This window comes from Pseudosporangium ferrugineum (genome assembly GCF_003002065.1).
GTDB lineage: Bacteria > Actinomycetota > Actinomycetes > Mycobacteriales > Micromonosporaceae > Actinoplanes > Actinoplanes ferrugineus_A.
The window spans coordinates 306312-318618 of record NZ_PVZG01000011.1 but is presented as its reverse complement, the minus strand read 5'-3'; the positions used below and the strand labels follow the sequence as shown (position 1 = coordinate 318618).

Genomic DNA, 12307 nt, shown 5'->3' with positions numbered 1-12307 from the left:
CAGCGACACGTGGCGATCCCGCACCCACCGTGAGTGGACAAAACGGTCAAGCCGAAACGGTCAGACAGGGAGCAAAAACCTCTGACGGATCGAGGCTAGCCCCACACTGGTACAGCGGTCGGCTGGAGCTGGAGAGTGAACGCGGCGTAGTCCTGCAGGCGGTTATGCACCATTTGAAGAATGGCCGACCCGAAGGTTACTCCTGGCAGATCCATCACTGTACGGCGCGCTGCGGATTCCGGCCCTTTCGATACGACGGTCGGCGAAGCTCTCCGCACCCTCTCCTCACCAGCGTCAATGGCACGCATGGGCTCTCTACTCGGGAAGATCGATGCTGAAACTGCGCTGCGTAGCAGTCATTGACTGTTGCCGATGCTCATGGTGCTATCTGCCACAGCATCGATAAGCGACACGCTTGATCAACGGGAGGGTGCATGCATCGCCGAACCGCGTCCAAAATCATGGCGACGTTCATCGCCGGCATATTGGCGGCCAACATTGTCCCAGGATCCGCAACCGCGAGCTCGCAAAGCGATCAGCCCGCACCTCCGGCCCAGAACGTGGGAGAAGTTCAGTATCGCCGTCAGGCAGCGGCCAGATCATCGGTAGATACAGTCTGCTCGCCGTCCACCAGCGGCAAACAGGCGTGTCTGAATTTCGGATACGAGCGGGAGAAGAAGGCCGGCAGCCGCACTGTGCCACCGACCACCTCGGCCGTCAACCCGTACCCGCAGATCTGTGCCGACAGCGGAACCGACGGGGGCGTCATCTATGCCGACAGCCGAAAGCAGGTGTGCCGGGTTCTCACCGGCGCATATCTGTACACCACACAGACAACCGGCGGCGTCACCCGGGAGACCGGCCGGCTGTACATCGACTTCTGGGACTGGACATATTCCAGCCCCGACCTGCCGAACTGGAATCACCAGGGTGGAGTCGTCGCCGTGCAACTCGGCAGTTACGGCCCGCCGACAGCCTCGACGGTCACCGGCAGCTTCGGTGTCGCCGGGCAATGCACCGTGAACGGCAACTTCAGCTTCCCCTCCCAACCGATGCTGCCGTACGGCACCATCCGCTCCGGCGAAGGCTCAGCCCGAACCACCGCGCTGGCCGCCGGGGCAGTCGGCACCTGCTCCACAGCCTGGAGCCTGACCTGGGCCATTCCCGGCTACAACCCCGTCGTCGCTAGCGCCGGAGCCCTCAGCGAGATCCGCTGCGACAACGCCGTCGGCGGCTACCTTCAGAACCCGGTACGCCCTGGCTGCGTTGTGCCCTGGTACGCCGAATCCGTGGTCTACAGCCAGAGCCGCTATCCGTCCCTGGCCTCACATGTGGCCCGCGCCCAGGCTTCCGGCCTACCAGGTCTGAACTGGGCCGATCCGCTGTTCCGCAGCACCGACCCGGCCGACGAGAGCACCAACCGGGCACTGGCTTGCGGTGACGCACCCAGTCTGCCCGGACTCAGCTGCGACGAATACCCGCTGGCAACCACCTACAACGGCCTGCGCTACGGCGGCACCCGGCGAACCTTCACCGGATGTCAGATCAACGCACCGACCAACGTCACCGGTCGCCTCGGGGCCAGCGCCTGCATGATCACCGCCAGTGAGAACAGCGCTCAGGGTGGCTTGATGTCGGGCTTCTACTACTTCAACCGGGTCCTCGACACCGATCCATTCCTCGTCGAGGTTGGCCCCTGACTAATATCGCAGCGGCTGCCCGGCGCGGGTAAGATCATCGTGCCGGGTATCCGGCTTTCTCAATCCAGTGCGAAAGAGGTCTCCAGAGATGTCCGCAGCGGCGAAATTGATCACTCAGGACCACCTCTTCGCCTTGGTTGATGGGCCGGAATTTCCGCTCGAGAGCGCAAATTGGAGCACCGGACTCTGCGCCCAGATGGACGTCGGTGCGTTGATCTACACCGGAGCCAACAAAGGTAGGGTGACCGTCGAGGCAGCGTATGCCGAAATAGCACCGGATATCTGGTCGCCGAATGCCTGGCAGGACGCCCAGCAGTGGGATGACATAGCCGAGGTTAGCGTCCACGCGCCGCATGGCAACCTGGAAATCCACCAACTCGCGTACGGACCATTCGACACACCACCGCGCCTGCCCTGCATGAGCGCGGACGGGTCTGGGACGTACCGGCTTCGTGTGTATGCACGCGGTCGAGACCGCCACTACGATGAAATCGTCGACAACACGGGAGAGGAATACCGCATTGCCACCTGGCCGGCGGCTGCCGCACCACCACTGATCATCCGATCGACAAGTCGGTGTGGCTATAGCATGAGAGTCGGTGGCTGACCCTTTACGAACCCAAAGAAGCGTCGACTGAGGCTCGGCTGACGATCCGCTTCCCGACAGAGCTGAATGAATCGAGCCATACAGCTCTGGACGAGCACAGGCATTGACCGAACCTCTACGCGAGCTTGCGGTGCCTTTGCGCCCCCCGTGGCCGCCGGAGATCGCCTTTGACACGAACAGAGGTCGTGGTGCTCCGATGATCAAAGAGGCCGTCTGCGTGCGCCCACGACCATAGTGCGACAGAGAGTCCGTCCATCTTGACGTCCAGGCAGGTCAATCCGTTGCCGCTCCCTGTCTTGAAGACCGGTGAGGCGTTCCGCGTCTCCGTGGGTTCGCCAGCCATCAGTCGATGGCGGGGTCCCCGGGCATGCCGTAGCGGGCGGCGAAGGTTTGGGCCGCTTCGTCGACCACCTGGGTGACGCGTTCCGTGGTTACCTGCCAGCCCGGGACGAGGAGGGACGGCCAGAAGATGTAGTTGGAGATCATGCCGAGGAATTGGGTGGCGGCGAGTTCTACGTCGTCGATCCGGGCTGTTCCCGCGGTGTGTTCGGCCGAGAGGTAGCGGCGTACGGATTCGAAGTAGGGCATTTTGCCTTGGGAGAACTGGGCTTGGGCCAGTTCGGGGAATCGGGGCAGTTCGGCGATGACGATGCGGAAGAGGTCCGTCATTCGGGGGCGGCTCAGCAGGTCAGCGTAGCGGCGGCCGATGGTGGTGAGGCCTTCGATCAGGTTGCCGGGCGGTGGGGGGTCCTGGTCGTCGGCGGTGGACCAGGACTCGGTGACGATGGCGTCGAACAGGGCGGCCTTGGTCGGGAACTGCTTGAACAGGGTGGCCTTTGAAACGCCGGAGCGTTCCGCTATTCGCAGCAGCGACGTGCGGTCGTAGCCGAGTTCGAGGAACAGGGCGGTCGCGGCCGCCATGATCAGCGCGCGTTTTTCCTGGGCTACGCGCTGGTGGTACGTCGTCACGACCTTGCTCATCGGCCGAGCATACGAGGTGAGTGGCTTGACTCACCACTGCACCCGGCCTAGGGTCGGGCAATGGTGAGTCGATCGGCTCACCATTACGCACCGAAGGAGCGTCTGATGAACCGCTTCGACGACCTCACCGTGCTCGTGACCGGTGGGACCGGTGGGCAGGGCTCGAGCCATGTGCGCGCCTTTCACGCCGAGGGAGCGAACGTCGTGATCGGCGGCATCGACGCCGAACGGGGGGCCGCCCTCGCCGGCGAGCTCGGGGCCCGGGCTCAGTTCGTCCGTCTCGACGTCACCGACGAGGGCTCGTGGTCCGCCGCCGTGCAGGCCGTCGAAAGCACCTTCGGCGGCCTGGACGTGCTCGTCAACAACGCCGGGGTGCAGAATCCGCCGGCGCCGATCGAGGGCACGGAGCGGGCCACGTGGTCGCGCATCCTCGACGTCAACCTCACGGGGACCTTCCTCGGCATCAAGGTCGCCGCCCCGGCTCTGCGCCGCTCGGCCGGGGGAGCCATCGTGAACATCGGCTCGACCATGGGCCTGGGCGGCACGGCCCACTACGCGCCGTACGTCGCCGGCAAGTGGGCGGTGCGAGGTCTCACCCGGACGGCGGCGCTCGAACTCGGCCGTGACCACATCCGGGTGAACGCCATCCACCCGGGCGTGATCGCGACCCCCTTCATCCAGGAGCCGGCGGCCGGCGCCACCGCGGCGATCGCCGACTTCTATTCACCCGAGCCGTTCGCCGTCCCGCGTCTCGGCGAGCCGGCCGACGTCACCCGGCTTCTGCTCTTCCTCGCGTCGTCGGACGCGTCGTTCATCACCGGATCGGAGTACGTCATCGACGGCGGCCTCCTCCTCGGCCCCGCCCTCCAGAAGGAAGCCGCGCGAGAGGGACGCCGCGCGACAAGGAGTCGCGCGACAAGGAAGCCGCGCGAGAAGAGGCCGTGCGAGAAGGACGCCGTACAAGAAGGAGGCCGTGTGAGCACGCCGGACCCGACCCGGGGAAGTCATGATCAATTAGGCCGCCGTTCAGCCGCTCCGGGGTCCGGAGCGGCTTAGCATCGATGCCGACGTTGATCTTTACCTGGGGAGAACTGTGAAGACGTCACGCAGGATGATCGCCCAGTCGGTGCGCCTGTGGTCGGGCAACAACGCCGGCTACGTCATTCTGCGTAACGGCGCCCAGCGGGTGGACTTCGGCAAGAACGAGCACAAGGATCTCGGGTCCGACCCCGAGCGGGGCATCTCGGTCACCTTCCTCAAGATCTACTGAGCGACGGCGCCACGTCGCTCGGATTGCTCGGCGAGGGCGTATTCAGCGGGGCGTCGGCTGCTGACCAGTTCCTCACACCCGGCCGTCACGATGTCGCCATGCCAACGACTCGGGACCATGTTCTGCGCGGCGGCCTGGCGTGCGCTGCCCTGCTCAGCCTCTCCACGATGACCGCCTGCAGCGGCGACGATCCGGCTCCGGCTGGGAAGGGCGGCCGCGTCGCGACGATCTCCGGCGCGCCGTCGACGCCGGCCGGGGCCGAGCAGCAGGGCGCCATGCTGCGCATCGACATGACCGAGGCCGACCGGAAAGCCGTGTACGACGTGTACTACGCCTGCCTCGAGGGGCACGGGGTGCGGATGCAGGAGAAGTTCCCGGGCGGGCCGAAGGTGCCGACCCAGGAGAAGAAGGACAACCCCGAGGGCTACCACGCGTGCGACGCCAAGGAGCCCTATCTCGATCCGTTGCTCGACAAGACCAGGAATCCCAAGTACGCCGACCAGTTCCGGAACTGGCTGACCTGCATGAACAGCAAGGGCGTCGAGGTCAGCGGGAACTGGGACGACGAGTTCCTCAAGTTCGGCAAGCGGCGGGCCGGCATCGACGGGCAGGAGTACCTCCGGATCTACCGGGAGTGTGACATGGCGTCGTTCAAGCCCTGACGGACCTCCACGGGGATGCCGTTCAGCACGGCGTTTCCGGACAGCGGGTCCACCACCAGCTCGTCCGTGAGGATGTTGCTGTTGACGCCCGGGTGGTCCGTCGCCACGGTCAGGCGTACGCCCGGCAGGTCGTGGCCCCAGCCGTGCGGCAGGCTCACCACTCCCGGCATCACGCGGTCGGTCACTTCCACGCGTACGGAAACAGCCCCTGCCCGTGATGTCACCTCGGCCGGGTCGCCGTCCGCGAGGGCGAGGCGGGCGGCGTCGGCGGGGTTGAGCTGGAGGGTGCAGCGGTCCCGGCCCTTCACGAGGGCCGGGACGTTGTGCATCCAGCTGTTGTTGGAGCGCAGATGGCGGCGTCCGATGAGGACGAGCTCGGGGTTCCGGCGGTGCAGCGCCGCCCGCAGGCGGGGGACGTCCGCGGCGAGCGGCGGGGCGCACAGCTCCACCTTGCCGCTCGGCGTGCGCAGGACCTCCGGGATTCTCGGCTGGAGCGGTCCCAGGTCGATGCCGTGCGGGCTGGCGAGGAGCCGGCTCAGCGACAGACCGCCGGGCCGGGTGCCGAAACCGTCACCGTACGCGCCGGTGCGCAGCGCGACGTCGAGCAGTCGTTCGGCCGGGTGATCGCCGTCCACCAGGGCGCGGAGGTCGGTCGCCGGCCGGCCGGTCGTGGCCGCCGCACGTTGGAGAGCCTCGTCGAGCATCCCGTCGTGGAGTACGGCTGGGTCGGTGTCGGCGCCCTTGCCGGTGACGATCAGGTGGAGGCGGGCGAGGATGTCGCACTCGTCCATCCCGGCCGGGTCCGGCGCCAGGACCGGCGGCGAGTACGCGGCGAAGTTCCGCACCGCCAGCCCCAGGAACGAGAAGTCGTAGTGCCCCTTCCGCGCGGCGTCGAGGGGCGGGAGGATCACGTCCGCGTGCCGGGTGGTCTCGTTCAGGTACGGGTCGACGCTCACCATGAAGTCGAGCCCGCCGAGCGCGCGGTCGAGCCGGCCGCTGTTCGGCGTCGAGAGCGCCGGGTTGCCGGCCACCGTGACGAAGGCCCGTACGTGCGCCTCGAGCTCCTCGGCCAGGGCAGCGACCGGCAGTTCGCCCTTCACCTCCGGCAGGCCGCGGACCCGGCTGTGCCAGCGCCCGGTGCGGAAGCCTTTGCCTCCCGGGCGGGCCTGGGCGCGCAGGTGCGCGGCGAGCGGGAACATGACGCCGCCGGCCCGGTCGAGGTTGCCGGTGAGGATGCTGACGACGTCGACCAGCCAGCTGGTCAGGGTGCCGAATTCGACCGTGCAGGTGCCGATGCGGCCGTACACGGCGGCGGTCGGCGCGGCGGCGAGTTCGCGGGCGAGGCCGCGGATCCGGTCGGCCGGTACGCCGCAGACGCCGCTCACCTCGTCGGGCGGGAAGGCGAGGGCCAGGTCGCGGACCTCGTCGACGCCGGTGACGTGGCCGGCGAGCGCGCCGAGGTCGGTCAGGTTCTCGTCGAACAGGGTGTGGACGATGCCGAAGAGGAGGTACGCGTCGGTGCCCGGCCGGATGAAGACGTGCTCGTCGGCGTGCTCGGCGGTGCGGGTGCGGCGCGGGTCGACCACGATGAACCGTCCGCCGCGCGCCTGGAGGGCTCGGAGGCGGCCGGGGAAGTCGGCGGCGGTGGCCAGGCTGCCGTTGGACTCCCACGGGTTGGCGCCGAGGATCAGCAGCAGGTCCGTACGGTCCACATCGGGCACCGGGATGGCCAGCGGGCTGCCGTAGAGGTAGCCGCACGACACGTGCTTCGGCATCTGGTCGACCGTGCTGGCCGAGAAGACACCGCGGCTCCCGAGCGCGCGCAGGAACGGCGTCACGTAGAGGCCGCCGGCCATGGTGTGCACGTTGGGATTGCCCACGTAGACCGCGACGGCGTCGGGGCCGTGCCGCTCGAGGACCGGCCGCAGTCCCGCCTCGACGGCCCGGAACGCCTCGTCCCAGCCGGCTTCCTCGTGCCGGTCGCCGCGCCGGATCAGGGGCCGCCGCAACCGGTCGGGGTCGGCGGTCAGCTGCCCGAAGGTGGCGCCCTTCGGGCAGACGAAGCCGTGGCTGAAGACGTGCTCGCGGTCGCCTCGCGCGGCGGCGATCCGATCCCCGTCGACGGTGAGTTCCAGGCCGCACGCCGCCTCGCAGAGGGGGCAGGTGCGATATGCCGTACGCCCGGTGCTGGAGACGTCCACGGAGTCACCGACCTTCCGGCCACCGCGGGGCGGCCCATGGTTGTTACTCGTGAGTATCCAACCATGGGCCGCGGGAATCAGTCGAGGTCCGGCAGGTGCGCCTCGCCGCGGTCCGGCAGCAGGAACGGGGTGTCGATGTCGGGCGTACCCTCACCGATCGGCACCGCCCGGACGCCGCCCTCGGGCGTCACGATGATGTAGACGTTGTTGTTCGTACGGATGGTGTACTTCAGCTTGCCGTTGCTGGTGCCGGTGTTGCGGAAGAGGAAGAGCTGGGTGCTCTTCGCCGCGTCGCAGGCGGCCGCCGTGACCCGGCTGTCCTTCTCGACCTGGAGGCACAGCGCCTCGCCGCCGGCCCGGACCCGCGCCGTACGGATCCAGTAGCGCTCGCCCTGGACCTTCGTCAGCACGAAGAGCGTCCGGTCGTCGAAGGCGTCGGAGAGCTCCACCTTGCGCGAGCTGCTGACCCCGAGCGTGCCCTCGCTGTTGACCGGCAGCACCCACACTTCCCGGGTGCCGCTGAAGACGTCGCCCGCGGCCTTCTTGGTCGCCTTCTTCTTGGGGGTGGCCTTCGTGGTCTCCGGCTTCTTCCCGGAGGCGGCCACCGAGCCGGGCGCGTCCGACGTGGCGGTCGCGGAGACCTTCTGCGGCGCCGGCGGGGGTGCGGCCGAGGGCGTTCCACCGGCGCAGGCCTGCTGGGTCAGCATCAGGCCGGCCAGCACCGCCGAAGCGGCGGAAATGCGGGTGATTCGGGACGTGATTCGCACGGTTCTCTCCTTGGATCCGAGGGGTGGATGAGGGGGTCTCAGTCGAGCGAGGGCTGGGAGGCCTCGCCCCGGTCGGGCAACACGAACGGTGTGTCGATGTCGGGGGTGCCCTCCCCGATGTACGCGGCGACGATGCCGGTCCCGCCGCCGCCCGAGAGCGTGCCGTCCGGGTCCTGCACCAGGTAGTAGTCCCCGGCGGTGCGGATCGTGTACTTCGGCTTGCCGTCGGAGGTCTCGCCGACCTTGCGGAACCGCCACAGCTGGCGCTGGGCGGCGGCGTCGCAGCCCTCCGCGGTGACCGGCGCCGCGGCGCCCGAGGTCTCTCCGGCCTCCAGGCACAGGGCCTCGCCACCGCTGCGGATCCGCGCGGTCTGGATCCAGTACCGGCCGCCGGAGACCTCGTTCAGGACGAAGAGCGCCCGGTCACCGAAGTTGTCCGAGAGGGTGGCGCGCTCGTTGCCGTCGAGCGCCACCGTCGCCTCGCTGTTCTCCGGCAGCAGCAGGACCTCCCGATCGCCGGCGAAGACGTTCCCCGTCACGGTCCTCGGGGGCTTGGACGTCGGCTTACTCGTCGGCGGCGTGCTGGTCGGGGTCGAGTTGGACGGCGGCCGCGACGGCGGCGAGGAGGGCGTCGACGGTAGGGGGGCGGGCGGGGTGTTCGTGACGGACGGGGCCGGGGCCGTCGGCGTGACCGCGGGGGGCGCGGCCTTCCGGGGCTGCTGGTTCACCGCGATGCCCACCCCGATGCCGCCGACGACCAGGAACGCGAGGGCGCCGGTCGCGACCTGCCGGTTGCGGCGCCGGCGGTCGGCCCGGGCCCGGATCGCCGCGGCGGGGGAGAGGTGACCCGTACGCTCGCCGTGCGCGGCCAGCGCGCTCAGGTCGCGGCCGAAGTCGTTGCTAGGCATCGTGATTCACCCTCCCCGTCATGTACTCGTCGGACTCGGACAGATGGGCTGCCATGGCGCGCCGGCCGCGGGCGAGCCGGGCCTTGACGGTGCCGGTCGGCGCGCCCACCTCCTCGGCGATCTCGCCGACGCTCAGGCCGACCAGGTGATGCAGGACGATCACCCGGCGCTGGTCGGCCGGGATCTGCTTCAGGGCGTGCACGAGGGCCACGTGGTCCGGGCTGAGCCCCTCGATCTCCTGGTCCACCGCGTCCCGGTGATGCGCCCGGACCCGGTTGACCGCCTTGCGCCAGGCGCTGACGGCGTTGCGCGACGCCACCCGGCGTACCCAGGCCTCCGGGCTGTCCGCCTCGCGGACGGTCCCCCATCGGTCCCAGGCCTTCAGGTACGCCTCGGCGACCGCGTCCTCCGCCTCGGCGCGGTTGCCGGTCATGGCGTACACCTGACCGAGGACACGGCGTGACGAGCCCGCGTAGAAGGCGTCGAACTCTTCCGCGTCGCGCATCGAACAGATCTCCCCCGACGCTCACCGGCCCCGGCCCCGTGACCGGTTTCGTCCAGGTTGACGCCCGGACGCAACCCCCGGTTGCATCGTGATCGATTTTTTTCTCGCGCGGGGCGGACATGCCCTGTTGACGCCTGGAAGGGGTCCGCGGTTGCGCGGCAATCCCCTCGGGTTCAGGCCGGCGGGTTGATCAGCATCTGCGGCCCCTCGCCGCGCTCCGCCAGCCGGTCGCCCGGATTTATCAGGGTGCACCGCTGCAGGGACAGGCAGCCGCAGCCGATGCACCCGGTCAGCTGGTCGCGCAGCCGCTCCATCAGCGTGATGCGGTCCTCGAGCTTGCGGCGCCACCGGGCGGACAGCCGGGCCCAGTCCGCCTTCGTCGGGGTCCGGTTCTCCGGCAGCCCCGCCAGCGCGCCGCGGATCTCCCCGAGCGAGACGCCGACCTGCTGGGCGATCCGGATGAACGCCACCCGGCGCAGCTCGTGGCGCTCGTACCGGCGCTGGTTGCCGGTGGTCCGGGTGGAGCGGATCAGCCCCTCGCGCTCGTAGAAGCGCAGCGCGGACGGTGCCACCCCGCTGCGCGCCGCCAGGTCGCCGATGGTGAGCAGCTCCACTCGAGCCTTCCTTGAGTTGAAGTGAACTTCAAGTTGCAGAGTGAGGCTATGACGACGACGGCGGTTAGGCCAGATCTGCTGGGATCCCTGCTGACCCGGATCACCGGCGACCGGAAGCACGCGCCCAGCGCGTACTCGACGCTCGATGTTCTGTGGGTGCTCTACGACCGGATCCTGCGGGTCTCACCCGGCACCGCCGACGAACCGGACCGCGACCGGTTCCTGCTCTCCAAGGGGCACGGACCGGCCGCCTACTACGCCGTGCTCGCCGCGAAGGGGTTCATCCCCGTGGAATGGCTCGACGACCTCGCCGGCAGCACGAGCCGGCTCGGCCACCACCCCGACCGCGTGCTGATCCCCGGCGTGGAGATCGGGACGGGGTCGCTGGGTCACGGTCTCGGCCTCGCCATCGGCACGGCGCTGGGACTGAGGGCGCAGGGGTACGCCGAAGCGCACACGTACGTCCTGCTCGGCGACGCCGAACTGGACGAGGGCTCCAACCACGAGGCGATCGCGTACGCGGCGGCGATCGGGCTGCCCCTGACCGCCATCGTGATCGACAACCAGTCCGCCACGCACGGCTGGCCCGGCGGCATCGCGAGCCGGTTCATCGGCTGGAGCTGCGCCATCGTGGACGGCCGCGACCACGACGCGCTCGAGGCGGCCCTGCGACCGGCCGCCCGGCACCGGCCGCACGTCGTCATCGCGACCGTCGAACCGAAGGGACACTGATCATGCGGGAGACCTTCGTCGCCACCACGACCGCGCTCCTCCAGGAGGACCCGAGAACCGCGGTGGTCCTGGCCGACATCTCGGCCGACGCCTTCGCCGGCGCGGCCCGCCGGCACCCCGACCGGGTCATCAACGTGGGCATCCGCGAGCAGCTGATGGCCGGCGTCGCGGGCGGGCTCGCCCTCACCGGGATGCGACCGTACGTCCATTCGTACGCGCCCTTCGTCGTGGACCGGGCGTACGAGCAGCTCAAACTCGACCTGGGTCACCAGGACGCGGGCGCGGTGCTGGTCAGCATCGGCGCCTCGTACGACGCGTCGAGCGAGGGCTACACCCACCAGTCACCGGGCGACGTCGCGCTGCTCGACACGCTCGAGGGCTGGGCGGTGCACGTACCCGGCCACCCGGACGAGGTCCCCGCCCTGCTCCGCGCGGCCGCCCACCACGACGACCGGGTGTACGTCCGGCTCTCCACCCAGCACAACCGGCACGCGTACCCCGGGACCGACCTCAAGGTGATCCGCCGGGGCCCGGCGGGCGGCGCGGTGGTGCTGGCCGTGGGCCCGATGCTGGACCCGGTGCTGGACGCCGGCCTCGACGTCACGGTCGCGTACACGAACACGCCTCGCCCGCTCGACGTCAACCGGCTGCGCGAACTCGTCACCGAGGAGATCGTCGTGGTGGAGCCGTACCTGTCGGGCACGTCCAGCCGGGTCGTGGCCGCGGCGCTGTCCGCCGTACCCCATCGGGAACTGCACCTCGGGGTGGGCCGCACGGAACAGCGACGCTACGGCTCCCCGTTCGACCACGCCCGGTGGCACGGCCTCGACCCGGCCGGCCTCCGCACCTCGATCGGCGCGTTCCTGAACCGTTAGGCGGCGATCGGGAGGCTCGGGCGGCGGTCGCGGAAGACGTGCTTGAGGAGGGCGTCGAAGTGCCAGACGCGGTCCGGTTCGGTGACTCGCATGCGGAAGCGTTCGCGGACGCCGTCCACCGCCGTGGCCGCGACCTCGACCGCCGACTGGCGGAGGTCCGGGTTCCAGGTCACGTCGCTGAGGTGGCGGAGGTTGGCGTTCAGGTGCAGGCGCAGGCGGTGCAGGACCCGGGTCTCCTGGGTGATCACCAGGCGGCGATAGGTCAGCAGGAGGAGGAAGTCGCCGGCCAGCGGGCGGTCCGGATTCACGCAGCGGGTGACCAGGACCGTGGCGTCGTCGGGTTCGACGCAGCGGCGGAAGATCGGCATGTGCCGGCTCACGGTGGGGATCGGGACCCCGGCTTCGGCGGCGGCGGGAAGGAACGTACGGGAGAACACGTCCATGTGGCGTTTAACGGTGACGCGCGGGGGAAGGCGCGGGCGTGT

General features: G+C 69.4%; 14 protein-coding genes. 7 read left to right on the top strand and 7 right to left on the bottom strand.

Features of this window, described 5'->3' with window-relative positions:
* The first annotated feature begins 434 nt into the window (after window positions 1-434).
* Both CLV70_RS23975 and CLV70_RS39195 read left to right on the top strand, forming a co-directional pair.
* Complete coding sequence (locus CLV70_RS23975) at window positions 435-1700, top strand: NucA/NucB deoxyribonuclease domain-containing protein (protein WP_146164134.1); 1266 nt, start codon at window positions 435-437, stop codon at window positions 1698-1700.
* 88 nt (window positions 1701-1788) lie between these two features.
* On the top strand, window positions 1789-2307 hold the full coding sequence (locus tag CLV70_RS39195; RefSeq protein WP_146164133.1) for a hypothetical protein: 519 nt from the start codon (window positions 1789-1791) through the stop codon (window positions 2305-2307).
* A 342-nt stretch (window positions 2308-2649) separates the two neighbouring features.
* Here the strand turns inward: CLV70_RS39195 and CLV70_RS23970 are convergent, their stop codons facing one another.
* Complete coding sequence (locus CLV70_RS23970; protein ID WP_106128820.1) at window positions 2650-3288, bottom strand: TetR/AcrR family transcriptional regulator; 639 nt, start codon at window positions 3286-3288, stop codon at window positions 2650-2652.
* Window positions 3289-3393: 105 nt separating this feature from the next.
* Between CLV70_RS23970 and CLV70_RS23965 the strand changes: the two genes are divergently transcribed.
* The 3 genes from CLV70_RS23965 (at window position 3394) to CLV70_RS23960 (ending at window position 5220) form a co-directional block, all read left to right on the top strand.
* A complete protein-coding gene (locus CLV70_RS23965; RefSeq protein ID WP_106128819.1) occupies window positions 3394-4344 on the top strand; it encodes an SDR family NAD(P)-dependent oxidoreductase in 951 nt (316 codons plus the stop codon).
* A 37-nt stretch (window positions 4345-4381) separates the two neighbouring features.
* Window positions 4382-4558, top strand: a complete 177-nt coding sequence (locus CLV70_RS39785) for a hypothetical protein (RefSeq protein WP_158277810.1) — start codon at window positions 4382-4384, stop codon at window positions 4556-4558.
* A 98-nt stretch (window positions 4559-4656) separates the two neighbouring features.
* Window positions 4657-5220 carry a hypothetical protein gene (locus tag CLV70_RS23960; RefSeq protein ID WP_146164132.1) on the top strand — a complete coding sequence of 188 codons (564 nt, stop codon included), beginning with the start codon at window positions 4657-4659 and terminating at the stop codon, window positions 5218-5220.
* Here CLV70_RS23960 and CLV70_RS23955 read toward each other — a convergent pair.
* From CLV70_RS23955 to soxR, 5 genes are all read right to left on the bottom strand, one after another.
* Complete coding sequence (locus tag CLV70_RS23955) at window positions 5184-7421, bottom strand: molybdopterin-dependent oxidoreductase (protein ID WP_170148653.1); 2238 nt, start codon at window positions 7419-7421, stop codon at window positions 5184-5186. The genes CLV70_RS23960 and CLV70_RS23955 overlap by 37 nt on opposite strands.
* 77 nt (window positions 7422-7498) lie before the next feature.
* Complete coding sequence (locus tag CLV70_RS23950) at window positions 7499-8188, bottom strand: hypothetical protein (protein ID WP_146164131.1); 690 nt, start codon at window positions 8186-8188, stop codon at window positions 7499-7501.
* A gap of 38 nt (window positions 8189-8226) precedes the next feature.
* Window positions 8227-9096 (bottom strand): RICIN domain-containing protein, encoded by an 870-nt coding sequence (locus CLV70_RS23945; RefSeq protein ID WP_106128815.1) that lies wholly within the window; start codon window positions 9094-9096, stop codon window positions 8227-8229.
* Window positions 9089-9601 carry a SigE family RNA polymerase sigma factor gene (locus tag CLV70_RS23940; RefSeq protein ID WP_106128814.1) on the bottom strand — a complete coding sequence of 171 codons (513 nt, stop codon included), beginning with the start codon at window positions 9599-9601 and terminating at the stop codon, window positions 9089-9091. The genes CLV70_RS23945 and CLV70_RS23940 overlap by 8 nt, the downstream gene beginning before the upstream one ends.
* A gap of 173 nt (window positions 9602-9774) precedes the next feature.
* Window positions 9775-10215 (bottom strand): redox-sensitive transcriptional activator SoxR, encoded by a 441-nt coding sequence (soxR, locus tag CLV70_RS23935; protein ID WP_106128813.1) that lies wholly within the window; start codon window positions 10213-10215, stop codon window positions 9775-9777.
* Window positions 10216-10263: 48 nt separating this feature from the next.
* On the opposite strand from soxR, the gene CLV70_RS23930 reads away from it, so the two are divergent.
* The gene (locus tag CLV70_RS23930; protein WP_106128812.1) at window positions 10264-10947 is read left to right on the top strand and encodes a thiamine pyrophosphate-dependent enzyme; all 684 of its coding nucleotides are present in this window, start codon (window positions 10264-10266) and stop codon (window positions 10945-10947) included.
* Between the two features lie 2 nt (window positions 10948-10949).
* Window positions 10950-11822 (top strand): transketolase family protein, encoded by an 873-nt coding sequence (locus CLV70_RS23925; RefSeq protein WP_106128811.1) that lies wholly within the window; start codon window positions 10950-10952, stop codon window positions 11820-11822.
* Here the strand turns inward: CLV70_RS23925 and CLV70_RS23920 are convergent.
* Window positions 11819-12265, bottom strand: a complete 447-nt coding sequence (locus CLV70_RS23920) for a hypothetical protein (RefSeq protein ID WP_106128810.1) — start codon at window positions 12263-12265, stop codon at window positions 11819-11821. The genes CLV70_RS23925 and CLV70_RS23920 overlap by 4 nt on opposite strands.
* Window positions 12266-12307 lie beyond the last annotated feature (42 nt).

Coding starts and splice junctions, on each gene's coding strand:
- CLV70_RS23975 (WP_146164134.1), top strand. CDS start 435: ATGCATCGCCGAACCGCGTCCAAAATCATGGCGACGTTCATCGCCGGC.
- CLV70_RS39195 (WP_146164133.1), top strand. CDS start 1,789: ATGTCCGCAGCGGCGAAATTGATCACTCAGGACCACCTCTTCGCCTTG.
- CLV70_RS23970 (WP_106128820.1), bottom strand. CDS start 3,288: ATGAGCAAGGTCGTGACGACGTACCACCAGCGCGTAGCCCAGGAAAAA.
- CLV70_RS23965 (WP_106128819.1), top strand. CDS start 3,394: ATGAACCGCTTCGACGACCTCACCGTGCTCGTGACCGGTGGGACCGGT.
- CLV70_RS23960 (WP_146164132.1), top strand. CDS start 4,657: ATGCCAACGACTCGGGACCATGTTCTGCGCGGCGGCCTGGCGTGCGCT.
- CLV70_RS23945 (WP_106128815.1), bottom strand. CDS start 9,096: ATGCCTAGCAACGACTTCGGCCGCGACCTGAGCGCGCTGGCCGCGCAC.
- CLV70_RS23940 (WP_106128814.1), bottom strand. CDS start 9,601: ATGCGCGACGCGGAAGAGTTCGACGCCTTCTACGCGGGCTCGTCACGC.
- CLV70_RS23930 (WP_106128812.1), top strand. CDS start 10,264: ATGACGACGACGGCGGTTAGGCCAGATCTGCTGGGATCCCTGCTGACC.
- CLV70_RS23925 (WP_106128811.1), top strand. CDS start 10,950: ATGCGGGAGACCTTCGTCGCCACCACGACCGCGCTCCTCCAGGAGGAC.
- CLV70_RS23920 (WP_106128810.1), bottom strand. CDS start 12,265: ATGGACGTGTTCTCCCGTACGTTCCTTCCCGCCGCCGCCGAAGCCGGG.